Annotated in this window: 23 protein-coding genes; 15 read left to right on the top strand and 8 right to left on the bottom strand. The window is 67.1% G+C overall.

Translation table 11 applies throughout. From position 1 onward, the window contains the following. Positions 1-16 precede the first annotated feature (16 nt). Positions 17-643, top strand: coding sequence for a TetR/AcrR family transcriptional regulator (locus ASD42_RS23540; RefSeq protein ID WP_056820646.1), 627 nt, complete (start codon positions 17-19; stop codon positions 641-643). Between the two features lie 65 nt (positions 644-708). Here the strand turns inward: ASD42_RS23540 and ASD42_RS23535 are convergent, their stop codons facing one another. Both ASD42_RS23535 and ASD42_RS23530 read right to left on the bottom strand, forming a co-directional pair. After that, positions 709-1,776, bottom strand: coding sequence for an alpha/beta hydrolase (locus tag ASD42_RS23535; RefSeq protein ID WP_056820644.1), 1,068 nt, complete (start codon positions 1,774-1,776; stop codon positions 709-711). 211 nt (positions 1,777-1,987) lie between these two features. Then, positions 1,988-2,785, bottom strand: coding sequence for an SAM-dependent methyltransferase (locus ASD42_RS23530; protein ID WP_056820642.1), 798 nt, complete (start codon positions 2,783-2,785; stop codon positions 1,988-1,990). 170 nt (positions 2,786-2,955) lie between these two features. Between ASD42_RS23530 and ASD42_RS23525 the strand changes: the two genes are divergently transcribed. Both ASD42_RS23525 and ASD42_RS23520 read left to right on the top strand, forming a co-directional pair. Next, positions 2,956-3,279, top strand: a complete 324-nt coding sequence (locus ASD42_RS23525; RefSeq protein ID WP_056820640.1) for a hypothetical protein — start codon at positions 2,956-2,958, stop codon at positions 3,277-3,279. 233 nt (positions 3,280-3,512) lie between these two features. Then, positions 3,513-4,715 carry a cytochrome P450 family protein gene (locus ASD42_RS23520; RefSeq protein ID WP_056820638.1) on the top strand — a complete coding sequence of 401 codons (1,203 nt, stop codon included), beginning with the start codon at positions 3,513-3,515 and terminating at the stop codon, positions 4,713-4,715. 46 nt (positions 4,716-4,761) lie between these two features. Here ASD42_RS23520 and ASD42_RS23515 read toward each other — a convergent pair whose 3' ends face one another. The 3 genes from ASD42_RS23515 to ASD42_RS23505 are packed head-to-tail and all read right to left on the bottom strand — an operon-like array spanning position 4,762 to position 7,666. Beyond that, entirely contained in the window at positions 4,762-5,985 is a 1,224-nt protein-coding gene (locus tag ASD42_RS23515) for a cytochrome P450 (protein ID WP_156677579.1), read from the bottom strand. Positions 5,986-5,987: 2 nt separating this feature from the next. Further along, positions 5,988-6,416, bottom strand: a complete 429-nt coding sequence (locus tag ASD42_RS23510; protein WP_056820635.1) for a roadblock/LC7 domain-containing protein — start codon at positions 6,414-6,416, stop codon at positions 5,988-5,990. Next, on the bottom strand, positions 6,416-7,666 hold the full coding sequence (locus ASD42_RS23505; RefSeq protein WP_056820633.1) for a sensor histidine kinase: 1,251 nt from the start codon (positions 7,664-7,666) through the stop codon (positions 6,416-6,418). Before ASD42_RS23505 ends, ASD42_RS23510 begins: the two co-directional genes overlap by 1 nt. A gap of 430 nt (positions 7,667-8,096) precedes the next feature. Here ASD42_RS23505 and ASD42_RS34530 point away from each other — a divergent pair, with 430 nt between their 5' ends. The 12 genes from ASD42_RS34530 (at position 8,097) to ASD42_RS23450 (ending at position 20,774) form a co-directional block, all read left to right on the top strand. Next, positions 8,097-8,255 carry a hypothetical protein gene (locus tag ASD42_RS34530; protein ID WP_156677555.1) on the top strand — a complete coding sequence of 53 codons (159 nt, stop codon included), beginning with the start codon at positions 8,097-8,099 and terminating at the stop codon, positions 8,253-8,255. Between the two features lie 161 nt (positions 8,256-8,416). Beyond that, positions 8,417-9,607: a lipid-transfer protein gene (locus ASD42_RS23500; protein WP_056820631.1), complete on the top strand. Its 1,191-nt coding sequence runs from the start codon at positions 8,417-8,419 to the stop codon at positions 9,605-9,607. A gap of 34 nt (positions 9,608-9,641) precedes the next feature. Beyond that, positions 9,642-10,082 carry a type II toxin-antitoxin system Rv0910 family toxin gene (locus ASD42_RS23495; RefSeq protein WP_056820628.1) on the top strand — a complete coding sequence of 147 codons (441 nt, stop codon included), beginning with the start codon at positions 9,642-9,644 and terminating at the stop codon, positions 10,080-10,082. Next, entirely contained in the window at positions 10,079-10,951 is an 873-nt protein-coding gene (locus ASD42_RS23490; protein ID WP_056820625.1) for a MaoC/PaaZ C-terminal domain-containing protein, read from the top strand. Before ASD42_RS23495 ends, ASD42_RS23490 begins: the two co-directional genes overlap by 4 nt. Before the next feature lie 12 nt (positions 10,952-10,963). Then, on the top strand, positions 10,964-11,842 hold the full coding sequence (locus tag ASD42_RS23485) for an SDR family oxidoreductase (RefSeq protein WP_056820622.1): 879 nt from the start codon (positions 10,964-10,966) through the stop codon (positions 11,840-11,842). 2 nt (positions 11,843-11,844) lie between these two features. Continuing rightward, entirely contained in the window at positions 11,845-14,079 is a 2,235-nt protein-coding gene (locus ASD42_RS23480) for an acyl-CoA dehydrogenase (RefSeq protein ID WP_056820618.1), read from the top strand. After that, entirely contained in the window at positions 14,076-15,233 is a 1,158-nt protein-coding gene (locus ASD42_RS23475; protein ID WP_056820615.1) for a CaiB/BaiF CoA transferase family protein, read from the top strand. Before ASD42_RS23480 ends, ASD42_RS23475 begins: the two co-directional genes overlap by 4 nt. 194 nt (positions 15,234-15,427) lie before the next feature. Beyond that, entirely contained in the window at positions 15,428-16,111 is a 684-nt protein-coding gene (locus tag ASD42_RS23470; RefSeq protein ID WP_056820612.1) for a TetR/AcrR family transcriptional regulator, read from the top strand. Positions 16,112-16,195: 84 nt separating this feature from the next. Continuing rightward, on the top strand, positions 16,196-17,155 hold the full coding sequence (locus ASD42_RS23465) for an AurF N-oxygenase family protein (protein ID WP_056820609.1): 960 nt from the start codon (positions 16,196-16,198) through the stop codon (positions 17,153-17,155). After that, positions 17,152-18,480 carry a lipase family protein gene (locus tag ASD42_RS23460; RefSeq protein WP_056820606.1) on the top strand — a complete coding sequence of 443 codons (1,329 nt, stop codon included), beginning with the start codon at positions 17,152-17,154 and terminating at the stop codon, positions 18,478-18,480. The genes ASD42_RS23465 and ASD42_RS23460 overlap by 4 nt, the downstream gene beginning before the upstream one ends. A gap of 81 nt (positions 18,481-18,561) precedes the next feature. Further along, positions 18,562-19,596: an alpha/beta fold hydrolase gene (locus ASD42_RS23455; protein ID WP_056820603.1), complete on the top strand. Its 1,035-nt coding sequence runs from the start codon at positions 18,562-18,564 to the stop codon at positions 19,594-19,596. A gap of 143 nt (positions 19,597-19,739) precedes the next feature. Then, positions 19,740-20,774, top strand: coding sequence for an alpha/beta hydrolase (locus ASD42_RS23450; protein ID WP_235569799.1), 1,035 nt, complete (start codon positions 19,740-19,742; stop codon positions 20,772-20,774). Between the two features lie 50 nt (positions 20,775-20,824). Here ASD42_RS23450 and ASD42_RS23445 read toward each other — a convergent pair whose 3' ends face one another. The 3 genes from ASD42_RS23445 to ASD42_RS23435 all read right to left on the bottom strand — a co-directional run bounded on the left by ASD42_RS23445 (position 20,825) and on the right by ASD42_RS23435 (position 23,649). Further along, the gene (locus ASD42_RS23445; RefSeq protein ID WP_056820598.1) at positions 20,825-21,526 is read right to left on the bottom strand and encodes a class I SAM-dependent methyltransferase; all 702 of its coding nucleotides are present in this window, start codon (positions 21,524-21,526) and stop codon (positions 20,825-20,827) included. Positions 21,527-22,054: 528 nt separating this feature from the next. Further along, positions 22,055-22,339 carry a hypothetical protein gene (locus ASD42_RS23440; protein WP_056820597.1) on the bottom strand — a complete coding sequence of 95 codons (285 nt, stop codon included), beginning with the start codon at positions 22,337-22,339 and terminating at the stop codon, positions 22,055-22,057. A gap of 68 nt (positions 22,340-22,407) precedes the next feature. After that, positions 22,408-23,649 (bottom strand): oxygenase MpaB family protein, encoded by a 1,242-nt coding sequence (locus ASD42_RS23435; protein WP_056820593.1) that lies wholly within the window; start codon positions 23,647-23,649, stop codon positions 22,408-22,410. Positions 23,650-23,913 lie beyond the last annotated feature (264 nt).

Genomic DNA, 23,913 nt, shown 5'->3' with positions numbered 1-23,913 from the left:
TTGCTATTGTGGGCGCATGGGTAGCGAGACGGCAGTGCAGCGGCGAGGGCGGGCCGCGCACCTCGGCCCCGAGCGGCGCAGACCACAGGTACTCGACGCGGCGCTGGCCATCGCCGCCGACGACGGCGTCGCCGCGGTCACGATGGGCGCGGTCGCCGACTATATGAAGGTCACCCGCCCGGTGATCTATGCGTGTTTCCCTGATCGGGTCGAACTGATCGACGCGCTGATCCAGCGCGAGGAGAGCTATCTGATCTCCGGGGTCCTCGACGTGCTGCCACCGCGCGCGACCGATGCCGACGAGACGGTGTTCGTCGAGGGCTTCCGCACGCTGCTCAACAAGGCGGCCGAGCGGCCCGACGCCTGGCGACTGATCTACGGCAACCCCGACCCCGCGGTCGCCGGTTCCTTCGGGCGAGGTCGACGCCTGGCTGTCGAGCGCTGCACGGCGTTGCTACGTCCGACCTTGCAGGCCTGGGGAATCGACGACGCCGAGCGCAAATTGCCCGCACTGGTGGAGTTGTGGGTGTCGGCCGCCGAAAGCGCGGTCCGAACCCTGTTCGGCCACCAGGACGAGTGGAATCCCGATGACCTCGGTGCCTTTGTCGGCTCGGCCGTCTACCGGGCCATGCGCAGCGCGTGATGTCCGCGCCGTAGGTGGTGCGTCCCGGTGAACGCGGCTGCTCGCCGACCCGGTTCGTCGGTCGGTCAGTGGGTGGGCGAGGGTGTCCGGGTGGACAACCGCACGCTGTCGAGGAAGTCCGCGATCGTCGCCCAGGTGGTCTCGCGGGCGGTCGGCCCCGCGATGATGCCGAGATGGCTTCCCGGGACCTCGGTGAAGCGAACCTCCGACGCGCCGGTGAGGACCCCGGTGCCCGCCGCGACGGACGCCGACGAGGCCAGCGCGTCCTTGGTACCGCCGATCAGCTGCGTCGGCGCAGTGAGTCCGGCCAGATCGATCGTGCGATGCGGGCCCAGATGTACGGTGCCCTTGAACATTTCGTTGCGGATGATCAGTTGCCGGTAGGCCTGGCGATAGAACCGGCCCGGGTAGCCGGGCATGGTGTCCATGAACCGATCTACTGATTGCATGCGGGCCAGCGCTTCGGTGTCGGCGATATTGCGGGCGATGTACCAGGGCTTGGTGAGCTCGCGGTCGATCGACTGGATCCGGAAACCGGCCCGCACCCCGTACTTCGGTACGCCACCGGCCACGCGCACGGGCAGGGTGACCTCGCGACCGCCGGTGAGCTGTCCGAGCCTGCGGGCCAACGAGATCTGGCCGTTGCGGCGCTGATCGAACGGGGTTCCCACCGCGGTGACCGACCCGATCGGCAGGTCGGCGTGCCCGGCGGCTGTGAGCACGCTGATGGTGCCGCCGAACGACCAGCCGATCAGCTCGACGGGGGAGTGCTCGTTGTCCGCGCTGACCGCCTCGATCGCCGTCGGCACGATGTCGTCGACCCACTCCTCGAAGCCGAGATCGCGGTCCGCGTAGGTGATCTCGCCGTAGTCGAGTACATAGACCTCGCGCCCCAGGTCGAGCAGGAATCGGACCAGGCTCTGGCTGGGCCGCATGTCGTAGCAGGAAATCGTCACCGCCAGCGGCGGCACGAGCAGCACGGGATCACCGGTGGCGGGGGTGGAACGGCGGTAGCGCAGCAGCCTGCGGTGCGGTTGGTCGTAGACGATGTCCGACGGCGTCGGCGCGTACGGCTCGACACCGTCACCGAAGAGCGCGACCACGTTGCGCAGTGCAACCGACAGGGGGCCCATGTAATTCTCCGGAACGTCGAGACGGCGGGAGAAAACTAGCTGTAACTCCCTGTAGCACCTTATCTGCTCCCGTGGAGTCGTCCGAATCCGCAGGTGAACCGCCGCTCAGTGGTACCCCGAACAACGTCGACGCCCCGTTCGAGCACCTGTCGAACGGGGCGTAGTGCTGTGCTCGCACGGCAGCGGTGACCGCTGCCGTCCACGGCGTGGGTCAGGGTTTGCGGGCGACCGCGCCGTAGGCCGAAATCGGGAGGACCTGGCCTACCTCGGTGGTCTCCGGGCGCCACTGGGTGATCGAGACGACGCCCGGTTCGACTACTTCCAGACCGTCGAAGACGCCGCGGATCTGGGCCTGCGGGCGCGGGACATACGGTGTGCCGCCGGTGCCGGTGTAGTTCTCGCACAGGGTGACGTAGGCCTGGCTGTCGTCGGTGCCGTCCCAATAGATCAGGTGGCTGCCCGACGGCACCGCGCCGATGACGGTGTGCACGATGCGCAGCAGGTCGTCGTAGGTTTGGGCGTGTCCGAGAACTCCCATGAACATCACGGCGATCGGCTCGTTGAAGTTCAGCACGTTGCGCGCGTCGGCGACGATCTGTTCGGGGTTGTGGAAGTCGGCGTCGATGTAGGTGGTGACGCCTTCGTCGGTGGTGCTGGTGAGCAGTGCGCGCGCGTGGGTGAGCACCAGCGGGTCGTTGTCCACGTAGACCACTTTGGCCTCCGGGGTGACGCCCTGGGCGACCTCGTGGGTGTTCTGCATCGTGGGCAGGCCGGTGCCGATGTCGAGGAACTGCTTGATCCCGCGTTCCTTCGCCAGAAAGCGGACGGCCCTGATCAGGAACTGTCGGGACTGCACGGCCATGGTCGAGATATCCGGGTCGACCGCCAGTCCCGCGTCGCCGGCGATCTTGTCGATCTCGTAGTGGTCCTTACCGCCCATCCAGTAGTTCCAGATCCGCGCGGAGTGGGGGATGTCGGTCCTGATCACGGGTGTCTGCACGTCGGCCATAACCTTGCTCCTCTGCAACTTTGACGGTGGCGCGCCCCACCCAGGGGAGAACCACCAGCGACATAGCATCTGATCTGTTTGCGACAGTACAAGATTCATGCCGAAACGGTCGGTCCAATCCGTCGATCCCTCGGCTGCGTTCATCGGCGGAAATCGGGTAAAGCCGTCACATGACGACACTGCGCAGAAATGCTGTGGCCACCGTGCTCACCGCGGCGGCGATCACCCTGCTCGGCACCGGTTGTGACCAGGTGGAGAAGGCGGTCAACAAGGGCGGCGATACCCCCTGTAGCGAGTACACCGCCCAGAGCTCGGACGACAGACGGACGACGGTGACCAAGTTCCTCGAACAGGAGCGTGGTGACGATGCGAAGCCGGATGCGAGCCAGATCGATCTGTCCGTCGCCGCCATCGATCTGATGTGCGGGGCGCAGGCCAACCCGGACACCCCCATCCGGGAAGCCGATCTGACGGGGGTGCTCGTGCCCAAGTGACCCCGCCGCAGGTCGCTGGGTATCCCCTCCTGGAGCGACGATAGCCTCGAACTCACCGCGTGCCCGGCATTTCAAATGTTCACTGCGACGGACACGTTCGGCCGGTAGCATCGCTAACGGACCGTAAGGTCTAGTCCAGCAAGATGTTTCGTTGCGATCGCGGAGAACCGGGGTCCGCGGGGCACCGGTGATCGAGAGGTTTCGCAGTGGAAACGGTGACGAATCGGGTCGTAATGGATCCGACTGGGCAAGATATTCAGGGCGAGATCGTCGAGATCAGGGCACACGGTCCCGCCACCAGGGTCGAGTTGCCGGGCGGGGTGCAGGCATGGTCGATCACCGATGCCGCGCTGCTGGAGAAGCTGCTCGTCGATCCCCGGGTGTCCAAGGACGCGAGCCAGCACTGGCCCGCCTTCGTCGCCGGTGAGATCCCCCCGGACTGGCCTCTGTACCTGTGGGTTTCGGCGCCGAACATGTTCACCGCCTACGGTACCGAGCACCGCAGGCTGCGCAAGCTGGTGGCGCCCGCCTTCACCGCGCGGCGCACCGAGGCCATGCGCGCACAGGTCGAGCGCATCACCAACGAACTGCTCGACGAGCTGGCACGGACCCCAGCCGGTCAGACAGTGGACCTGCGCGAGCAGTTCGCCTACCCGCTGCCGATCCAGGTGATCTCGGAACTGATGGGCGTGCCCGAGTCACTGAACCCCGGCCTGCGCACGTGCGTCGACGGCATCTTCGACACCACGCTCACCCCGGAGCAGTCGCAGGCCAACTACATGGAGATGTACCGGATCCTCGGTGAACTGGTGGCGCTGCGGCGCGAGCAGCCCGGCGACGACATTACCAGCCTGCTGATCGTCCAGCGCGACGAGGACGAGGGCCAGCTCACCGAGGAAGAGCTCGTCGCCACGCTGCTGCTGGTGATCTCGGCGGGTCACGAGACCACCGTGAATCTGCTCGACCAGGCCATCACCGCGCTGCTCACCCGGCCCGATGTGCTCGACGGCCTGCGCGCGGGCACGATCACCTGGCCCGACCTGGTCGAGGAGACGCTGCGATTCGAGTCGCCGGTCGCGCACCTGCCGTTGCGTTTCGCGGTGGACGATATCGACATCGACGGTGTGCGGATCGCCAAGGGCGACCCGATTCTGGCGAGCTACGCCGCGGCCGCGCGCGATCCGAAGCTGCACGGCGAGACCGCCGACGAGTTCGACCCCAACCGGGAAAAGCAGTCGCACATGGCATTCGGCTACGGGGCGCATCACTGCCTCGGCGCGCCGCTGGCTCGCATGGAGGCCCTGGTGTCGCTGCCCGCCCTGTTCGAACGGTTCACCGACCTCAGGTTGGCTGCTCCCGTGGCCGACCTCGGCACGGTGCCCAGCTTCATCTCCAACGGTCACCGCCACCTGCCTGCCTACATTCACGGCGGATAGCGTCGAACGTGCTCGGCCGACCCGTTCGGTCGGCCGAGCACGGTGATCAGAGTCCGGGTACCACGAGGGGGGCGGTGCTCGGGAACATCACCGGCAGGCCCGCCAACGCCCGGTGGAAAGGCCCTGGCCGCCAGACCAATTCCTCCGCCGGGACCGCCAGCTCGAGTTCCGGCAACGCGTCGAGGAGCTGGTCGATGGCCTCCTGGGCGATCAGATAGGCCGGGGACTTCGCCGGGCAGCCGTGCGGGCCGGTGCTCCACGCCAGATGCGCGCGGTTGTCGAGGAAATCGCCGGTCCCGATCGCGGGATCGTTGTTGCACGCGGCCATGCTGATGACGACCGGCTGATGCGCGGGCAGCCACACATCGTCGACCAGGATCGGCTGACGCGGATACGTGGTGCAGAAATTGGCCATCGGCGGGTCGGTGTAGAGCACCTCGTCGAGAGCGTCGCGCGTGGACAGGCTGCCGCCGAGCAGGCTGCCCGCGAAACGCTGATCGGTGAGCATCAGCCGCACCGTATTGAGAATCAGATTGAGCATCGGCTCGATCCCCGCGCCGTACAGTGTGAGCACCTGGTTCATCAACTCTTCGTCGGTGAGCCGCTGCGGATGCTGCACCAACCGGGTCGTCACATCGTCGCCGGGTTCGCTCTGCTTGAGCCGCACCAGGTCGTAGAGCGCGTCTTCCATCATCTGCGTGCCGGTGGCCGCGGTGTCGCCGCCCTCGAACATCTGCGCCATTCCGGTCGCGACCCGCCCGCCGATGTCGGCCGGCACGCCGAGCATCGCGTTGATGGTGGCGAAGATGACGGGAAAGGCGTATTGGCTCAACAGGTCCGCGCTGCCGTCGGCGCAGAAGGAGTTGATCACCGGCATCGCGATCTGCTCGACGGTGCGATGCAGCTGGTACAGGTCGACCCCCGCCAGACCCGCGACGGTGACCTGCCGGTGGCGCGTGTGCTCCGCGCCCGCGGTGCGAATCGCGTTGGGGCGGTAGCGCATCATCGGAAGCACCGGGCAGTCGGCGGGGATGTCGCGCTGCCACATCTTCGGGTCGGCGGGAAAATGGTCGGGATCGTTGAGAATCTGCACCGCGGTGCGATAGCCGATCACCAGGGTGGCCGGTACCCCGGGCACCAGCTCGACCGGCACCAGCGAACCGAAGCGCTGCCGCATATCGCGGTAGGTGCTCTGCGGGTCGGCCGCGAATTCCGGCGAGTACAGTGGCACCCGATCCTGGCCGCTGCGCGAGTCCGGCGAAACATCCAGTGTCACAGCGAGTACTCCTGAGTCGAGGATCGGTGCCTCGGCGACGCGCCGAGTTCGTGGCCGACCCTGGCGGCCAGCTCGTTCATGCGATGGGCGATGAGCGCGAGGTCCACATCGCCGGTCGTGGCGACCCCGAGCAGGGTACCCGCGCCCGCGGCCGTGATCAGGACCATGCCCTCGTCGTACTCGGTCATGTTCTGGCGCACTGTGTTCGCGAGTCCACCACAGAACTCACCGAGCACCTTGCCCAGCGAACGCAGCCCGCACGCGGCGGCCGCGAAACGCTCCGCGTCATCGGTGGAGATTGCGCCGGAGTGCGCCACGCGTAGGCCGTCCTCGGATAACAACACCGCGAAGCGGACGCCGTCCAGAGCCAGGTCGTCCAGCAGCCACGCGAGGCGGTTGGTGCTGTTCGCGATCGGAGTACTCATCAGCTGTCGTGCCCTTTCGTCGAGCGTGCGGCCGCGGCGCGACCGTGTCTGGAGCCGCTGTGCCAGGCCGCCGCGAGCTCGGGGCGGGCCAGTACCTCGCCGGTGTCGACGCGCTCGTCGGCCGGGGCGACGGTGCGGCGCGTGCGTTTGGGCAGCCCGCCGGTGGTGCGGTCGAGCTCGGCCACGTCCAGCTCGGGCGCCGACGCGCTGATCTCGGAAACGGGTGGTGGCGGTGCTACCGGTTCGGGCGCCTCGGCATGCTTGGGGCGGTGCGCCTCGGTGGCCGTGACGAGCAGGGCGGCGGGAACGAACACCATCGCCCTGGTGCCGCCGTAGATATTGGGCCCGTCGACATAGGCGGCGAAGCCGTAGCGGCGCGCGAGCGCGGCGACACCGGGGAACCCCACCCGAGGGGACGGGCCGAGCGCGTTGATGTCGACGACGCGCTCACCCGAGAGCACCTGGCGGGCCTCCTCCATCTGTTCGCGGCTCATCCGCACACCCGCGTCGTCGATGATCACGGTGACGCCATGGTGGCCCTGCTGGTAGGAGATGTCGACGAACGACGACGGCGGCGAGTAGCGCAGCGCGTTGTCGAGCAGGGTCGCGACCGTGTGCACCAGCGGTTCGACCGCCCGGCTCATGACCACGAGATCGCAGTTGCCCGTGCGCACGCGCAGATAGTCGCGCACGCGGCCGGTGGCGCCGCCCACCACGTCGCCGACGGTCTGCTGCGGCCAGCGCCTGCCGGGCAGCCCGCCGGAGACGATGACGTAGGCCTGCGCCTGGCGGATCATCTGCTGGACCGTGTGATCGATGCGGGTCAGCGTCGCGTAGACCTCGTCGTTGCGGTTCTCCCGCAGTGCGTTGCTCACGACCTGGCCGACGTCGGCGCCGAGACTCACCACGGTGGTGCCGAAGGCGCGGACCGCGTTGCTGGTGGCGGACCGCGCGTCGGCGGAGACCTGGGCGCGCGTCTGTTCCTGTGCCGCCTCGACCTGCGCGGCGGTGCGTTCATCGGCGGCCCGCTCGGCCAGTACTGTCTCGTGTTCTCGCGCACGCAGTTCCTCGGCGTGGGCGAGCGACAGCTGTTTCATCGCCGCGTCTTTGGCGTGGAGATCGCGCTCGGCCACCACCAGGCGGCGGCGGATCTGACGTTCGTTGCGCAGGGCCTGTAGCGCGACAGCGACCGCGCCGAGCAGGACCAGTGTTGCTAGGGAGAACAAGAAGACCGCGAGCGTCGGAGTCATCGGTTCCTTTGTCGTTTGTACCGACCGAAGAGCCGTGGTGGCCGGGTCCTCGCCGGTCTCTCCGACGAGACTTCTCGCCGACGCCCTGCCCTCACGAGAGCTGCGCCGCACCACAATTCGGCACCGCGCGTGAGTTCGGTCGATTCCGGGCTCGCTGCCCGGCGTTTCGGCGATGCCGGACACGTTAGCAGTGCGAATTGCCGAGTGCACCAAAGGGGTTGCCGCAGAACGTGACTCGCATTGTGGTGTAGGGCTCGTGAATTGATACCGGCGGTTCACCCTCGCCGTGTACGGTTGAACACATACAGGTCGGCCGTGACCAGCGGCGACCAACGCGTCGTCGCCGCACTCGGCCCCGAGTCACCGGCTCTCATTCCTTACCCTCGTCTGCCGCAGCGGCGCCGTCGATCGATCCGAGGAAGAGCCCTGCATGACCAGCGATCTCGACGACGACCCGCCCGACATGACACCCGCCGACCCCGAGGAAGAAGACCCGACCGTCCACTGGCCCGAACCGAGCCCGCTGCAATCGTGGTGGACAGACATCATGGGCGCGAAGAAACCACGCCGTTTCGGCCAGCAGAGCTGACTCAGCCGATATGACCCCCAGGGCCGCACCGTCACCGGTGCGGCCCTTGTCGTGTTCGAGCTGTATTCCCCGGGGTATTGACCTGGACGCCGTGTCCAACATAAATTACATGGACACCGTGTCTCAGGTATCCGGGACACACGGCACACGGGAGTGCGTACATGACACAGAAGGTGTTCGTCGTCGGCGTCGGCATGACGAAGTTCGAGAAGCCGGGTTCGCTGGAGTGGGACTATCCGGAAATGGCCCGCGAGGCCGGGACCAAGGCGCTCGCCGATGCCGGTATCGACTACGCCCAGGTCGAGCAGGCCTACGTCGGCTATGTGTACGGCGAGTCCACCTCGGGCCAGCGCGCCGTCTACGAGCTGGGCCTGACCGGCATTCCGGTGATCAACGTCAATAACAACTGTTCCACCGGTTCGACCGCGCTCTACCTCGCGGCGCAGGCGATTCGCGGCGGCCTCGCCGAGTGCACGCTCGCACTGGGCTTCGAGAAGATGCAGAAGGGCTCCCTCGGTTCGACCTACGACGACCGTGAGCAGCCGATGATGAAGCACCTGCTGGCGCTGGCCGAACTGCAGGAGTTCGCCATGCCACCCGCGCCGTACATGTTCGGCGCCGCGGGCAAGGAGCACATGGAGCTCTACGGCACCACTGCCGAGCAGTTCGCCAAGATCGGCGTCAAGAACCACAAGCACTCGGTGAACAACCCGTACGCGCAGTTCCAGAAGGAATACAGCCTGGAAGAAGTGCTGGACGCCAAGCAGATCTACGGTCCGCTCACCAAGCTGCAGTGCTCGCCGACCTCCGACGGCTCCGGCGCCGTGATCCTGGCCAACGAGGACTTCGTCGACCGGCACAATCTGGCCGACCGCGCGGTCGAGATCGTCGGGCAGGCCATGGTCACCGACCTGCAGACCACCTTCTCCACCAACAGCGCGATCAACCTCGTCGGCGCCGACATGTCGCGCACCGCGGCGCGCAAGGTCTACGAGCAGGCCGGGATCGGCCCCGCTGACATCGACGTCATCGAACTGCACGACTGCTTCTCCACCAACGAACTGCTGACCTACGAGGCCCTCGGCCTGTGCGCACCGGGTGAGGGCGGTCGGCTCGTCGACGACAACGCCACCACCTACGGCGGCCAGTGGGTCGTCAACCCGTCGGGCGGTCTGATCTCCAAGGGACATCCCCTCGGGGCGACCGGGCTGGCCCAGTGCAGCGAACTCACCTGGCAGCTGCGCGGCGACGCCGACGCCCGTCAGGTCGCGGACGCGCGTATCGCCCTGCAACACAACATCGGTCTCGGTGGCGCGGTCGTGGTGACCGCCTATCGCCCCGCCGTCCGCTGAACTTCTTCCACCGAATCACACCAGGAGAAAACCCATGGCATCTGTATCCGTTTCCACCGCACTTCCCGTCGCCCCCGAGCTGGCGTGGGCCCGTCTGAGCGATCTCGCCAACTGGGAGGAATGGCTGACCATCCACCAGGGCTGGCGCGGCGATCTGCCCGCCGAGCTCGCCGCGGGCTCGCGTTTCACCGAGGTCGTGTCGGTGATGAACATGGCCAACAAGATCGAGTGGACCGTCGCCGAGGTCGTCCCGAACTCGTTCCTGCGCATCACCGGCGCCGGAATGGCCGGTGTCACCATCGAATTCGCGCTGAAGGTGGAGGCCACCGAGACGGGCTCGGAGGCCGCGTTCGACGCGAGCTTCAAGGGCGCGATGATCGTGGGCCCGATCGGCAAGGCCGTGGCCAAGCACGCCGAAGCCGATCTGAAGGAGTCGATGGAGAAGTTCACCGCGCTCGTCGGCTCGGCCGCATGACCACCTCGGAATCGGCCGGAGTCGTCTTCGACGGCTCCGGCCTGGGGGAGTGGACCGACGAGGAGCGATTCTCGGTCACCGCCGAGCGGATCGCGCAGTACGCCGCGGCGACCAATGATCCGATCGCCGCGCACCTGTCGGGCGAGATCGCGCCGCCGGTGTTCGCGGTGGTGCCGGTCTTCACCTCGATGGCGCCGGCCGCGCTGTCGGTCGCGCCGGTGGAGCTGCTGATGAAGCTGGTCCACGGCGAGCAGGACTTCCTCTTCCATCGGCCGATCCGGGCCGGTGACGAGCTGGTGGTACGGGCCAAGCCGATCGGCTACGTGGGCCGACCCAACGGTTCGACGGTGGTCATCTATGCCGAAACCCGGGACGCGGCAGGCGAACTCGTCAACGAGCAGTGGATGACCGCGTTCTTCCGCAAGGTCGACGCGGGCCCCGGTGAAGGCGAACTCGCGCCCGCACACCGGATCACCGACGAGGACCGGGCCGCTGATCCGTCCGCGAAGGTCACCGCCCACATCGACGACGACCAGACCTTCCGCTATTCCCCGGCTTCGGGTGACCCGATGCCGATCCACCTCGACGACGAGATCGCCCGCATGGCAGGGCTTCCCGGCATCATCAACCACGGTCTGTGCACCATGGCGTTCACCTCGTGGGCCGCGCTGACCGAACTCGCCGACGGCGACACCGCGCGCCTGCGCAGGCTCGCCGTGCGTTTCGCCAAGCCGGTGCTGCCCGGCCAGGACATCACCAGCACCTTCTGGCCCACCGAATCCGATGATCCCGGCGTGCGGGCCTACGCCTTCGAGACCGAAGCCGCGGGCCAGATCGCGATCACCGACGGCCGCGTCGAAATCAACTAGGAGACAAGACTCATGGGAAAACTCGACGGTCGCGTCGCGGTCATCACCGGTGCCGGTCGCGGCATCGGCCGCGAACACGCGCTGCTGTTCGCTCGCGAAGGCGCGAAGGTCGTGGTCAATGACCTCGGCGGCGCCAACGACGGCACCGGCACCGACGCGGGCCCGGCCCAGCAGGTGGTCGACGAGATCGTCGCCGCCGGCGGAACCGCGGTCGCCAACACCGACAACATCGCCACCTGGGACGGCGCGAAAGCGCTGGTCGACCAGGCGATCAGCGAGTACGGCACCCTCGACATCGTGGTGAACAACGCGGGCATCCTGCGCGACGCGTTCATCGCGGGCATGGACGAGTCGCAGTGGGACTCGGTCATCGCGGTGCACCTCAAGGGCCACGCAGCCACCCTGCATCACGCCGCCGCGTACTGGAAGGCGCAGTCCAAGGCCGGTACCCCGGTCTCGGCCTCGGTGATCAACACCGCGTCGGCCTCCGGCACGTTCATGCCCAATGCCGGTCAGGGCAACTACGGTGCGGCCAAGGCAGGCATCGCCGCGCTGACACTGGTCGCCGCCGACGAGCTCGAACGCTACGGCGTGCGCGTCAACGCGATCGCCCCGATCGCCCGCACCCGACTGACCCTCGCGACCCCCGGTATGGGCGCGCTGTTCGCCGCCGAGGTGCCCGAGGGCGAGTTCGACGCGTTCGCCCCGGCCAATATCTCCCCGCTGGTCGCCCACCTCGCCGCGGCCGACTGCGCGCTCACCGGCAAGGTGTTCGCCGTGCAGGGCGGTGCGATCGTCGAACTGGCCGGTTGGCACGACGTGCGCACCGTGGAAACCGACGGACCGTGGACCATCGACGAGGTGGCCGCCCAGCTGAAAGAGACCAATTAGCCATGGCGCGCAACAGTTATGAGCTCGGGGTCGGCGTCAGCGAGGACCATCTGGCCCTCGCCGACTCGGTCGCCGGATTCGTCGAGCGAACCGTCACGGCCGATGTCGTTCGTGCCGCGGTCGAGTCCACCGACTCGGGCAAAGTACTGCCGTACTGGGACGCGCTCGTCGCCCAGGATCTGCTGAGCCTGCACATCGCCGAGGACCTCGGCGGTCAGGGGGCCGGTCTGCTCACCCTGGCCGTCGCACTCGAACCACTCGGACGTGGCCTGCACACCGGCCCGTTCGTCCCGACGGTTCTCGCCGGTGCGGTGCTGGCCGCCGCGTCCGGCACACGCGCCGAGGGCACGTCGGAATCGGCCTCCGCACGGCTCGCCGGGCTGGCGGACGGATCGCGCACCGGTGCGGTGGCCTTGACCTCGAACCTCACCGGCACGCTGACCGATGGCACGTTGACCGTCAGCGGAACGGCCGATGGCGTACTCGGGGCACTGTCGGCCGATGTCGTCATCGCGCCGGTCACTGTGGCCGGCGAACAGCGGTGGGTCGTCTTCGAGAACATCGATCTCACGATCAGCGCGCAGGACAGCATCGACGTGCTGCGTGGTTCGGCTCGCCTGCACGCGGATTCGGTCGCGGTCTCGTTCGATGCGGTGCTCGATGTGACGTCGACGCGCGTGCGTTCGGTGGCCGCGGTGGTGCTCGGCGCCGAGGCGGTCGGCGTGATGTCGTGGTGTGTGTCGACCGCGTCGGAATACGCCAAGACCCGGGTGCAATTCGGTCGGCCGATCGGTCAGTTCCAGGGTGTCAAACACAAGTGCGCCCAGATGGGCATCGCGCTGGAGAAGGCGCGCGCCGTGCTGTGGGACGCCGCGTACGCCCTCGATCGCGACGACGACACCGCCGACTACGCGGCGGCCGTCGCCGCGCTGATCATTCCCGACGCCGCGGTACAGGTTGCCCAGGAGTGCATCCAGGTGCACGGCGGCATCGGCTTCACCTGGGAACACGACGCGCACCTGTACTACCGGCGGGCCCTGGCGTTGCGTGGTCAGCTCGGTGCGCGCGACGAACGTGCCGAGGCGGTGGCCGGTTACGCGCTGTCGGGGCTGACCCTGTCCAGTGAGCTGGAACTGCCCGCCGAGGCCGAACAGATCCGTGCCGCGGTCCGGGCCGAACTCGCCGAGATCGCGGCGATCGACGACGAGGACGACCAGCTCGTCGCCCTCGGCGACGGCGGCTGGAACCTCCCGCACCTGCCCCGCACCTACGGCCGCTCGGCCTCCCCGCTCGAGCAGGTGGTGATCGCGCAGGAGATCAAGGCCTCCGGCATCCAGATGCCCCAGCTGCTGATGGGCACCTGGGCAGTCGGCGCGATCGTTCCGCACGGGGACGACCGCCAGAAACAAGAACTGGTCGTGCCGACTTTGCGCGGCGAACTGGTGTGGTGCCAGCTGTTCAGCGAACCGGGCGCGGGCTCGGATCTGGCGAGCCTGACCACCAAGGCCACCAAGGTCGACGGTGGCTGGCGGGTGAGCGGACAGAAGATCTGGACCACGGTCGCGCAGTTCTCCGACTGGGCGATGCTGATCGCGCGCACCAGCCCCGACAAGCCCAAACACGAAGGCATCACCTACTTCGTGCTCGATATGTCCTCGCCCGGGATCACGGTGCGCCCGCTGCGGGAGATGACCGGATCGGCACTGTTCAACGAGGTGTTCCTCGACGAGGTGTTCATTCCGGACGAGAACGTGGTCGGCGAGGTCGACGACGGCTGGCACGTGGCCCGCACGACCCTCGCCGGTGAGCGGGTGGCGCTGAGTCAGAAGATGGAGGCCTATGCCACCGACACCGACCTGCTGCGTTTCGCGATCGGCCGCGACCTCTCGCCGGTGGCGCGCTACCGGCTCGGCGAACTCATGGCGGAGAGCCGCGCGGTGGACGTGATCAGTTCGCGGGTGGTGCTCAAGCAGCTGTCCGGCATCGACGTGTCCACCACCTCCAGCGTCGGCAAACTGCTGGGAATGGCGCTGGGACAAGCGATTTCGGAGTACGTCGTCGCCGAACTCGGCGTCGCCGGTGTGGTGTCGGTGCCCGGCGAGCGCAGCGACCACGCGATGGAACAGCTGATCGCGGGCCGTGCCACCACCATCTACGGCGGCACCACCGAGGTCCAGCTCAATGTCATCGGTGAACGGATGCTCGGCCTGCCACGGGACGCGGCGGTGAACGGGTGAGTACTCCCGGCTCTCGGACGAGCGGACCGCTCGCTGGTCTGCGGGTGATCGAGATCGCCAGTCTCGCACCGGGTCCCTTCGCGTGCATGGTGCTGGCCGATCTCGGCGCCGAGGTGATCCGCGTGGATCGGGTCGGTGACTCGGCGGGGCTGCTCGCCCCGTCGGGTGTGCTCGACCGCGGCCGCGCCTCCATCGCGGTGGACCTGAAATCGACCGAGGGCCGGGAGATCGTGCTTCGCCTGGCCGAAACCGCCGACATTCTCGTCGAAGGGTTCCGGCCGGGCGTAGCCGAACGCATGGGCATCGGGCCCGACGACTGCGCCGCCCGCAATCCCGGACTGATCTACGGCCGGATGACCGGGTGGGGCCAGGACGGACCGCTGGCCGACGCCGCCGGTCACGACATCAACTACATCGGTGTCGCCGGCGCGCTGGATCTGCTCGGCCGGGCCGGACAGAATCCGACTCCGCCGGTGAACCTGCTCGGCGACTTCGGCGGCGGCGGAATGCTGCTCGTCGTCGGTGTGCTCGCCGCGCTGCAGGAACGGACGCGATCGGGCCTCGGCCAGGTGGTCGACGCCGCGATGGTCGACGGCGCGGCCCTGTTGACGGCGTTCGTGCACGGCATGCACGCCGCGGGTCTGTGGGAAGGCGAACGGGGCGAGAACCTGCTCGACGGCGGCGGCGCCTACTACGACACCTATCGCTGCGCCGACGGCGGATATGTCGCGGTCGGCGCCGTCGAGCCGCACTTCTACGCCGAACTGCTCGACCGACTCGGCTTGGCGTCGGCCGAGTTGCCCGCGCAGTACGACCTCGACAGCGCCGAGGAACTACGCGCGGCGCTGGCCGAGGTGTTCGCCACCAAGTCGCGCGACGAGTGGGCCGCGGTGTTCGCGGACTCGGATGCCTGCGTGTCGCCGGTGCTGTCGCCGTGGCACGCCCACGAGCACCCGCACAACAAAGCCCGTGACGCCTTCGTCGAGGTCGGCGGCATCAGGCAACCCGCACCCGCCCCCCGGTTCGGGCGCACCCCCGCACCGGTGCCGCGCCCGGGCAGCGCCACCGGCGCCGACACCGGCGCGGTATTGCGCGAGCTCGGCTACAGCGACGACGAGACCGACCGTCTGCGCCGCGCCGGAGCGATCGCCTGACAACCACCGATCACCGGTGCCATATGGCTCGACCCGCTGCACTACAGTTCGTCGTTGTATTCGGTAACGGCCCCTCCGGCCCCGATCTGGACTGAGTGGAGGGTGCGACGAAGGAGTACCCGGAGGGAGGGAAGATCGGGGGCCCGAAGGGCCCCGACTCGAGCGCGCCAGCGCTCCAAAAGAACAGGAGGAAAGTGACCGCACAGCGCACCGACGGTAGAGCCAGCCGCTGGGACCGCCACCGCGCCGACCGCCGTGAACTGATCCTCGCCGCCGCCCTCGAGGCCGTGCAGTCGCAGGGCGCCTCGGTCGGCGTCCAGGAGATCGCCGACCTCGCCGGCGTCCCTCGCTCGGTCCTGTATCGCCTGTTCAAGGACCGCCAAGACCTCGACGAACAGCTGCGCACCCGCATCATCGACGACTTGATGGCGGTACTCGCGCCCACCCTGAATCCCGAGGGCACCGTCACCGAGGCGATCGCGCGCTCCGTCGACGCCTATGTGGGCTGGATCGCGACCAACCCGCGTCTGCACTACTTCCTCGGGGCCGGATCCGGTGCCAGCAAGGATCACAACTCACCGATCGTGTCCGGGACCAAGATCGCCATCGCGGGGACCGTGCGCGAGGTGTTCGCGAGCGCATTGCGGGCACAGTCCGCGCCGGAGGCAGTCGCCGAACCGATGGCCTTCGGCCTGGTCAGCTTCGTCGACGGCAGCGTCAACCGGTGGCTGAGCCGGTCGATGCAGCCGATGGACGCCGCCGAACTGTCGTCCTACCTGCAGGTCGCGATCTGGGCGATCATCGACGCCAGTCTGCGCGAGGTCGGCGTCACCCTCGATCCGCAGACGTCGATCGCCGAACTGACGGCGGAGAATTAGATGTAACACGCGGTAGCGTCAACCCTTGTATGGTACCGCTGGTACCACTAAAGTGGGAAGTGGAATCGTACCGAGGAGACACCGATGACGCTGTCCAGCTACCACGAGGTCCTGCAGAGCCTGTCCGAAGGCTCGGTGACCAAACACTTCGATCCCTACGTCGATATCGACTGGGACTCGCCCGAGTTCGCCGTGCACTCCGACGACCCGCGCTGGATCATGCCCGAGGAAGACCCGCTGGGCCGTCACCCCTGGTACAAGGCGCAGCCGGTCGAACGGCAGATCGCGATGGGTCTGTGGCGCCAGGCCGGGATCGCCAAGGTCGGCATCGACTTCGAGCAGCTGCTGATCCGCGGGCTGATGCAGTACCTGACCTCGGTACCCAACGGTGACCCGGAATTCCGCTACGTCACGCACGAGGCCGCCGAAGAGTGCAACCACACGATGATGTTCCAGGAGATGATCAACCGCATCGGCTATCGCGATGTGGTGGGCATGGGCCCCGTCGATCGCACACTCGCCTTGGTCATCTCGCCCGCGGTGAAGTTCTTTCCCGGGTTCTTCTTCACGATGGTCCTCGGTGGCGAGGAGCCGATCGATCATCTGCAGAAGGCGCTGCTGCGCAGCGGCACCGACCTGCATCCGATGGTCCATCGGGTGATGGAGATCCACGTGGCCGAGGAGGCCAGGCACATCTCGTTCGCGCACGAGTATCTGCACCGCAACGTGCCTTCGATGAACCCGGTATCGAAAACCGTGCTGTCGGTGGCCTTCCCGATCACGATGCGGGTGATGCTGGCGATGATCGCGACCCCGCCGAAGCAGTTCGTCGACAAGTTCGGCATTCCCGACGAGGTGATGCGAGACGCGTACTGGCGCAGCCCCGGATCCCGACACATCAAGCGTGACGTGTTCACCGATGTGCGCGCGCTGGCCACCGACATCGGCCTGATGAACCCGGTCGCCAAACGGGTGTGGCGGCTGCTCGGCATCGACGGACCGGTATCGCGCTACCGCAGCGAGCCCGCGCGCAGGCTCGCATGAGGCCCGAAAGCTGGCCGGCGCCCACGAAGGCCGTGCTCCCGGACAAGGATCCGTTCTTCGCGCCCCGGCCCGGATTCGAGAGCCTCGCCGAGGGCACGATCCTGCGTTCGCGACCGGTCGAACTCGCCGCGTTCGGTCTGATCGGGCTGAAGGTCGAGGCGTGGCAGCTGCTGTATCGCACGACCGATCTCAACGGCGTGCCCGAGGCATCCGTCACCACTGTGGTGGCGCCGGTCGGCGGTGTCGCACCCGGTGCGCCCCTGCTGTCTTTCCAGTGCGCGATCGACGCCATCTCGCCGCGCGCTTTTCCCTCCTATTCGTTGCAGCGCGGCTCCCGCGCCATCGGCACGTTCGCGCACGTGGAGCTCCTGTGTTTCGTCGACGCGCTGTCCAAGGGCTGGGCGATCTCGATCCCGGATCACGAGGGCATGCTCGGCGCGTGGGGAGCGCCACGCGAACCGGGCTACCGCGCCCTCGACGGCATCCGCGCCGCGCTGGCCTTCGAACCCGGCGGGCTCGACCCGTCGGCGCAGGTCGGCCTGTGGGGCTACTCCGGCGGCGGGCTGGCCACGGCATGGGCCGCGGAAATGGCGCCGACCTACGCCCCCGAACTCGACATCGTCGGTGCGGTGCTCGGTTCCCCGGTGGGCGATCTGGTCTCGACCTTCCATCGACTCAACGGCGGCCTGCACGCCGGACTGCCGACACTCGTCGTCGCCGCGCTGCGCCGGGTGTATCCGGCGTTCGAGGAGCTCGTCACCACCCATTTCAGCGACGAAGGTCGCGCGGTGCTCGACAAGGCCGCCCAGTCGACGACCGCCGCCGCGGTGATGCGGCTGGCTCGCTACAACGTCGACCGACACAGCGGTACCCCCATCGCCGAGCTCCTCGCGATGGAAGCGATGCTGGCCGTCTTCGCCGATCTCACGCTCGGCGACCGGGCGCCCGCGGTGCCGCTGCTGGTCGTGCAGGCCGTGCACGACCAGATCATCTCGGTGGCCGATATCGACGCGCTCGTGCAGCGCTATCGCGAGCACGGCGCGCACGTGACCTACCTGCGTGACCGGGCCAGCGAACACCTCACCCTGCTTCCGCTGTCGACACCGTTGAGCCTGAACTGGCTCAACGACCGGTTCGCCGGAGTAGCGGTGACGCCGTCGCAAACCCGCACGGTGCGCAGTGTGCTCGCGCTCCCCGCGGGTCGTCGGGGTCTGGGCGCCCTCGCGCTCGCCGCGCTGCGGGTCCTGTTCGGGCGCCCCATCACGGCCTCGACGGCCGGTTACGGCACGGAACGCACGGCGAGCAGGGCTCATCGCGCAGCATGAAGCAAGAACTTACTCACTGGTAAGATATGAAGATTGTGGGTCTGCCGACAGGCAGTGACTGGTGAGGTAAGGGGTTTACCGATGGGGATCGTTGCCGAGCTGCCGCGCGCGGTGCGCAATGTGTGGTCGGTGTCGTTCGGTGGTGGACTCGAGTCCTACCGCCCCGCACCGTCGACGACGGTGTACGACGGGGCGCACCGCCACCTGAAACGCTACGACCGCGCCACGTCGGCGAAGGGTAATCCGGTGCTGCTCGTGCCGCCGCTCGCGGTGACCACAGCGTGCTTCGACCTGCGTCCGGGACAGAGTCTGGTGCGCTATCTGCTCGACCAGGGCAGGCAGCCCTACGTCATCGACTACGGCGAATTCGGTTATGCCGATCGCGATCTCGGTCTCGAGGACTGGACCGACGACATCCTGCCCGAGGCGATCTCGCGAGTCTCCGAAGCGCACGACGGCCGCGGCGTGGACATCATCGGCTGGTCGCTGGGCGGTGTGCTGGCCCTGCTGACGGCGGCCTCCCATGCCGACCTGCCGATCGCCTCGATCACCTGCCTGGCTGCACCGATCGACCAGGCCCGCACCGCGTTCCTGATCCCGCTGCGCCTGGTCGCCAAGGTCACCGGTGGTCGGGAGATGGCCGTGGCGACGAAGGTCATGGGCGGCATCCCGCGGGAATTCGTGCGGCTGGGCTTCCGGATCCAGGCTTTCGACCGCGAGCTCGCCAAACCGATATACCTGGCCCGCAACGCCTTCGACGCCGAGGCGCTGGCCAAGATGGAGGCGACCGACCGATTCATGGCCACCATGCCCGGCTACCCCGGCCGCTCGTACTGGCAGATCTACCGCAGCCTGGTGCTGCGCAACGAACTCGCGAGCGGTTCGATCCGATTGCGGTCGGACCTGGTGATCGAGCTGTCGAAGGTCACCTGCCGGGTATTGCTGGCAGGCAGCCGCAGCGATGTGGTGGTGCCCGCGGCCTCGGTGCGCCGCGGCCTCGAGGTGCTGCCCAACGCCGCCGAGGTGGAATTCGTCGAGGTCAGCGGCGGTCACCTGAGCATGGTGTCGGCAGCCGATACGACCTGGCCCGCGATCGAGGAGTTCCTCAGCCGCTGATCGCCGTACCCGGATCGGCAGAATTTCCGCCCTCCACCAAACCGCGGGCCGGGGCAGCCCGAACCTCTCTACATGCCTCACGTCGACCGTGGGGTGACCCGCACTGCCTCGACAGTGCACCCGGTAGACGAGAGGTTTTGTCAGTGAGAAGAACACGGCGATCGATCCGTACGGCGAGGGTGCACGCGGCGTTGGTGAGCGCGCTGACCCTGGCAGGTCTGGCGCTGCCCGCGAATGTCGCGGTCGCCGCACCCGACGCCGCGCGGGTGGTCTCGGCGGTCGACATCGACGACAGGCGCCAACTGGTGACCGTCTTCTCTCCGGCGATGGACAAACCGATCCCGTTGCAGGTCATCCGTGCTGCCGACACCGCGAACCCGCGGCCGACGATGTACCTGCTCAACGGCTCCCAAGGTGGCCCGAATCAGAGCGGTTGGGACGCGCAGACCGACGCCGTGAGCTTCCTTCGAGACAAGGACGTCAACGTCGTGACCCCGGTCGGGGGCGCCAGCTCCTACTACACCGACTGGGTGCGCGACGACGCCGTGCTCGGTCGCAACAAATGGCAGACGTTCCTCAACGAAGAGTTGCCCTCGGTCATCGAGGGGTTCCTGCGCGCCGACGGAAACCGCACTGTGGTCGGTGTGTCGATGAGCGGCACATCGGTGCTGAATCTGGCGATCGCCAAGCCCGGCTTCTGGAACAGCGTGGCCTCCTACAGCGGGTGCGCGCAGACGTCGGACCCCATCGGCCAGGAGTTCGTCAAGATCACGGTGGAGAACTGGGGCGGCGGCCAGAGCATCGAGAATATGTGGGGACCACGCAACGGCCCGCTGTGGCGAGCCAACGATCCGCTCGTCAACGCGGAAGGACTACGAGGCACCGAGGTCTATCTGAGCACCGGCACCGGCATCCCCGGCGCACCCCACGACACACCGGCCGACCCCCGTGTCCAGGACGGCAGGATCCCGCTCCCCGTTCAGATCGCGTTCGGCGGCCCCATCGAAGCAGCAGTGCACTTCTGCACCGTGAACCTCGCCACCCGACTGCGCGAGTTGAACATTCCGGTCACGCTGGACGAGCGTCCTGTCGGCACACACTCGTGGGGATACTGGGAAGACGACCTGCGATCCTCCTGGCCTTTCCTGGCACAGTCGCTCGGCAGCCGGACCAACTGAGCCGACCGCGTCGACCCTCGTCGCCACTGCCGGGGCGACGAGGGCGACGGTCAGGCCTTCGTGGCGACGACCAGGATGTTCTTTCCGAAGAGCTTGCCGGTGACGACCTGCAGGAGCTTGCTGAGCGGGAACACCACCCGGTCGTAGAGCTTCAGCGCCCGCGTGTTGATCGTGCCGTCGTCGCTGCCCGCGAATTTGTACGCCAAGGTGGCGAAGAAGCCGATCGGGTCGCAGTAACGCGACTCCACGATCTCCAGCCCGGCGTTGCGCAGTATGCGATTGAGCTGGGTCCGGCGGTAACGACGGTAGTGCCCGACCTTCGTGTCCATGGACGTGAACAGCATCTCGAGCGCCGGCACATAGATCACCAGCGTCCCTCCCGGCCGCAACAGCGAGGTGAGGTGTTCCGACGCTTCCTGGTCGTTCTTGATGTGCTCGAAAACGTTGAAAGAATAGATGAGACTGTACAGTTCGGATTCGGACGGCTCGGCCTCGCAATCGACGACCTTGTAGCCCTTCGACAGCAGCAATTTCTGCAACTCGGCGTCGGGTTCGAGACAATCCGGGATGATCCCACGCTCGGCCAACATATCGGCATAGGTGCCTCTACCAGCGCCGAAGTCGAGTATGCGTAGATCTGGCGACGTGACATGTTTATCCACGCAGTCGATCAGAAACTTGTTGTAGTTGACCGCTTCGGTCATCGCCTCCAGGTTGTCGCACCCGGTGTACGCGAATTCGCTGCTGGTCACGCTTGATCCCCTCAATGCATCGATGGGCGGCAATGGCGGTCAGCGTAGTCCGACTACATTGCGGTGCCGCGACATCGGGCAACATTGCCTGCGCGTCTCGGCGGGCGTGCGGCGCGGCCGACGAGGCTGCCCGCCGGAGAAGGGTCCGGATCATGGTGGGAGCTAACTGATTCGGCGCATCGGGAGTGGTGCTCACGCCCGATGCGCCGAACCGGTTTTCCACGGCATCGTCGTTGGTGTGCCGTCAATCCTGCTGATCGAACCGACGGCGATCAGTCATTGTGGTGAGGGCGACCGGACCGGACCAACCGCAGGGCGACTCGCACGTGCCGGTTACCATCGCGGTGGTCGATCCGTCGCTGTAATAGACGGTGTGTGTACTGGCCCGCGCCGGATAGCCGCAGGACGGGCACTTCCCGAAGTAGTCGAGCACCTCGCGAACTCCGGACGCAGCTACCGGTTTCGGCGTCCAAGGCATTGAATCTGTGCGTTCGACTGCACTGTCGCGCAATTCGAGACAAGAGCCTTTCAGTAGTGCTTGGCTCCCGGCGTGCACGGGCTCGCCGAACCTGTCAATGTCGCCACATCACAGATGCCACCGGTCAGGATCTGAAACGGAGTGACGCCGAGCAGGACGATCAATCCGATGATGTCACCTTGCCCGGCCAGTACCGCGGCCGAGTTCGCCGCGGCCGAGCCGGCATCGGCTCCCGATGAGCCTGTCGAGGGTGCGGCTACTGCCGTGCCCGCCGCGGCTCCGACGAGGCCGGCTACTGCGACCGAGGCTGCGGCGATACGAAGGGTGTTGCGCATTTCATGCTCCTTGCTGGGGAGTGGGAACTCCCTGGAAATGGGGTTCGTGGGAGAACTTCGCCGACGGGTCAGCGCGGCGGCTTGCTCATGTCGCGGTTCATCATCGGGAGTTCGATGCTGATCGGCAGGCGCAGTTCGGCCAGATAGATCAGGGCGGCCTTGCGCAGGAATTCGTCGAGGAGCCAGTAGGGATCCTCGAGCGGCGGGACCACGGTGAGCAGGCCCTCGCGCACGGCGATGAACGGACCCCAAGCGACCTGGAGCAGGGGATCCCAGACCGGTTCCCTCGGAATCGCGAGCCCGTCGGCGATCTTGTCGCCGAGCAGGAAACGGGTGAACGCGCCGAGTACCGGCTTGCTCAGAATCGACAGATCGATGTTGGCGCCCAGGCTGAGGAGCCGATCGGCCAGCTTGGCGCCTTCCGGCGTCGGCGCGAGGATGGGATCGAGGATCTGCGACGCTTGGGAATTGGCGTCGGGCCATGACTTGGGGATGTATTCGTCGCGGACACCCAGCAGGTGCGCGGCGACCTGCCAGGAGTGCAGGAACGCGTCCGATTCGTGTGCCGGGATCGGCACCTTCCACGAGTTGAGGTGCTTCATCACGGTAGTCGGCAGGCTGTGCCAGGTGACCATGATGTCGTTCTGGCTGATCGGGATGTCCTCCTCCGCGGAGTGCACCCAGTGCGGGGACTGCGGCAGCAGATGACGCACTGCCGCGTGCACCAGCCGGGTTTTGACGCAGGTGACGATCATTTCCCCGTCAGGGGTGTAGGCATTCGCGCTACCGATGTCATAACCGAGTTTCGCGGTCTTGGTAATGCGGTCTTTGAGGTCGTGGCCGCCCTTGGAGTAGTAGACCGACCGTGCCTCTTTCGGGATGACGGTGCTCATCATGCCGCTGGCGAACCCGTAGAGGACACCGAGATACAGTCCGCGCTTCTTGTTGAACGCGATCGCGGTATCCAACTTGCCTTGATCGGTCCACTGCGGCAGTCGGCGGGCGTACTCCATGAAGTCGCGCAACTCCGTGGGCAAACCGGCAGGCAGTGCCTGACCGTTCCTGGTCCAGGTCCGCAACAGCTCGTTGATCTTGGGGACTTCGCCGCGATCGATGAGTCCGGCGACGAGTTCGTCGGCTTCGGGATCCCATACCGTCAACGGGTCGACACCGGCTCCGGATCCGGCTATCGATCCTTCTGGCGACCACGTCCACGGATCGGCCCGTGCGGTCGCACCCAATCCGATAGCGCCTGCGACGCCGAGCATTCCGCCGGCCTTCAGCGCGTTACGCCTATTGAGACTATCCATGACATGACTCCTCATTGAGCACAATCAGACCTCCAGGCCAGCTCGGGAGCACTCGATGTGCCTCGCCGGGATGGCCTAGAATGTGCAGTAACTTAACAGACGGTCGGCGCGGTGTCCACGTTCTGCGGACTTGCGCCGTGCAGTCACGCGGATTCGACAGGCGTGACACAGTACGGATCTCCCGAAAGAAGGCTCTGACCTGCGTAATTCCCGACCTTTCGGCGGGGGCGCGCACGCGGGAGGGCGGTCGAACCGGCGACCCGC

The organism is Nocardia sp. Root136 (genome assembly GCF_001427185.1).
Taxonomy (GTDB): domain Bacteria; phylum Actinomycetota; class Actinomycetes; order Mycobacteriales; family Mycobacteriaceae; genus Nocardia; species Nocardia salmonicida.
This window is presented reverse-complemented; position numbering and strand designations above follow the sequence as displayed.

What these genes read in the sequence shown, in the direction of transcription:
- ASD42_RS23520 (WP_056820638.1), top strand. Translation starts at nt 3,513, where the DNA reads ATGGATCCGACTGGGCAAGATATTCAGGGCGAGATCGTCGAGATCAGG.
- ASD42_RS23435 (WP_056820593.1), bottom strand. Translation starts at nt 23,649, where the DNA reads ATGGATAGTCTCAATAGGCGTAACGCGCTGAAGGCCGGCGGAATGCTC.
- ASD42_RS23465 (WP_056820609.1), top strand. Translation starts at nt 16,196, where the DNA reads ATGACGCTGTCCAGCTACCACGAGGTCCTGCAGAGCCTGTCCGAAGGC.
- ASD42_RS23480 (WP_056820618.1), top strand. Translation starts at nt 11,845, where the DNA reads ATGGCGCGCAACAGTTATGAGCTCGGGGTCGGCGTCAGCGAGGACCAT.
- ASD42_RS23540 (WP_056820646.1), top strand. Translation starts at nt 17, where the DNA reads ATGGGTAGCGAGACGGCAGTGCAGCGGCGAGGGCGGGCCGCGCACCTC.
- ASD42_RS23455 (WP_056820603.1), top strand. Translation starts at nt 18,562, where the DNA reads ATGGGGATCGTTGCCGAGCTGCCGCGCGCGGTGCGCAATGTGTGGTCG.
- ASD42_RS23510 (WP_056820635.1), bottom strand. Translation starts at nt 6,416, where the DNA reads ATGAGTACTCCGATCGCGAACAGCACCAACCGCCTCGCGTGGCTGCTG.
- ASD42_RS34530 (WP_156677555.1), top strand. Translation starts at nt 8,097, where the DNA reads ATGACCAGCGATCTCGACGACGACCCGCCCGACATGACACCCGCCGAC.
- ASD42_RS23490 (WP_056820625.1), top strand. Translation starts at nt 10,079, where the DNA reads ATGACCACCTCGGAATCGGCCGGAGTCGTCTTCGACGGCTCCGGCCTG.
- ASD42_RS23535 (WP_056820644.1), bottom strand. Translation starts at nt 1,776, where the DNA reads ATGGGCCCCCTGTCGGTTGCACTGCGCAACGTGGTCGCGCTCTTCGGT.
- ASD42_RS23530 (WP_056820642.1), bottom strand. Translation starts at nt 2,785, where the DNA reads ATGGCCGACGTGCAGACACCCGTGATCAGGACCGACATCCCCCACTCC.
- ASD42_RS23485 (WP_056820622.1), top strand. Translation starts at nt 10,964, where the DNA reads ATGGGAAAACTCGACGGTCGCGTCGCGGTCATCACCGGTGCCGGTCGC.
- ASD42_RS23495 (WP_056820628.1), top strand. Translation starts at nt 9,642, where the DNA reads ATGGCATCTGTATCCGTTTCCACCGCACTTCCCGTCGCCCCCGAGCTG.
- ASD42_RS23525 (WP_056820640.1), top strand. Translation starts at nt 2,956, where the DNA reads ATGACGACACTGCGCAGAAATGCTGTGGCCACCGTGCTCACCGCGGCG.
- ASD42_RS23460 (WP_056820606.1), top strand. Translation starts at nt 17,152, where the DNA reads ATGAGGCCCGAAAGCTGGCCGGCGCCCACGAAGGCCGTGCTCCCGGAC.
- ASD42_RS23505 (WP_056820633.1), bottom strand. Translation starts at nt 7,666, where the DNA reads ATGACTCCGACGCTCGCGGTCTTCTTGTTCTCCCTAGCAACACTGGTC.
- ASD42_RS23440 (WP_056820597.1), bottom strand. Translation starts at nt 22,339, where the DNA reads ATGCGCAACACCCTTCGTATCGCCGCAGCCTCGGTCGCAGTAGCCGGC.
- ASD42_RS23500 (WP_056820631.1), top strand. Translation starts at nt 8,417, where the DNA reads ATGACACAGAAGGTGTTCGTCGTCGGCGTCGGCATGACGAAGTTCGAG.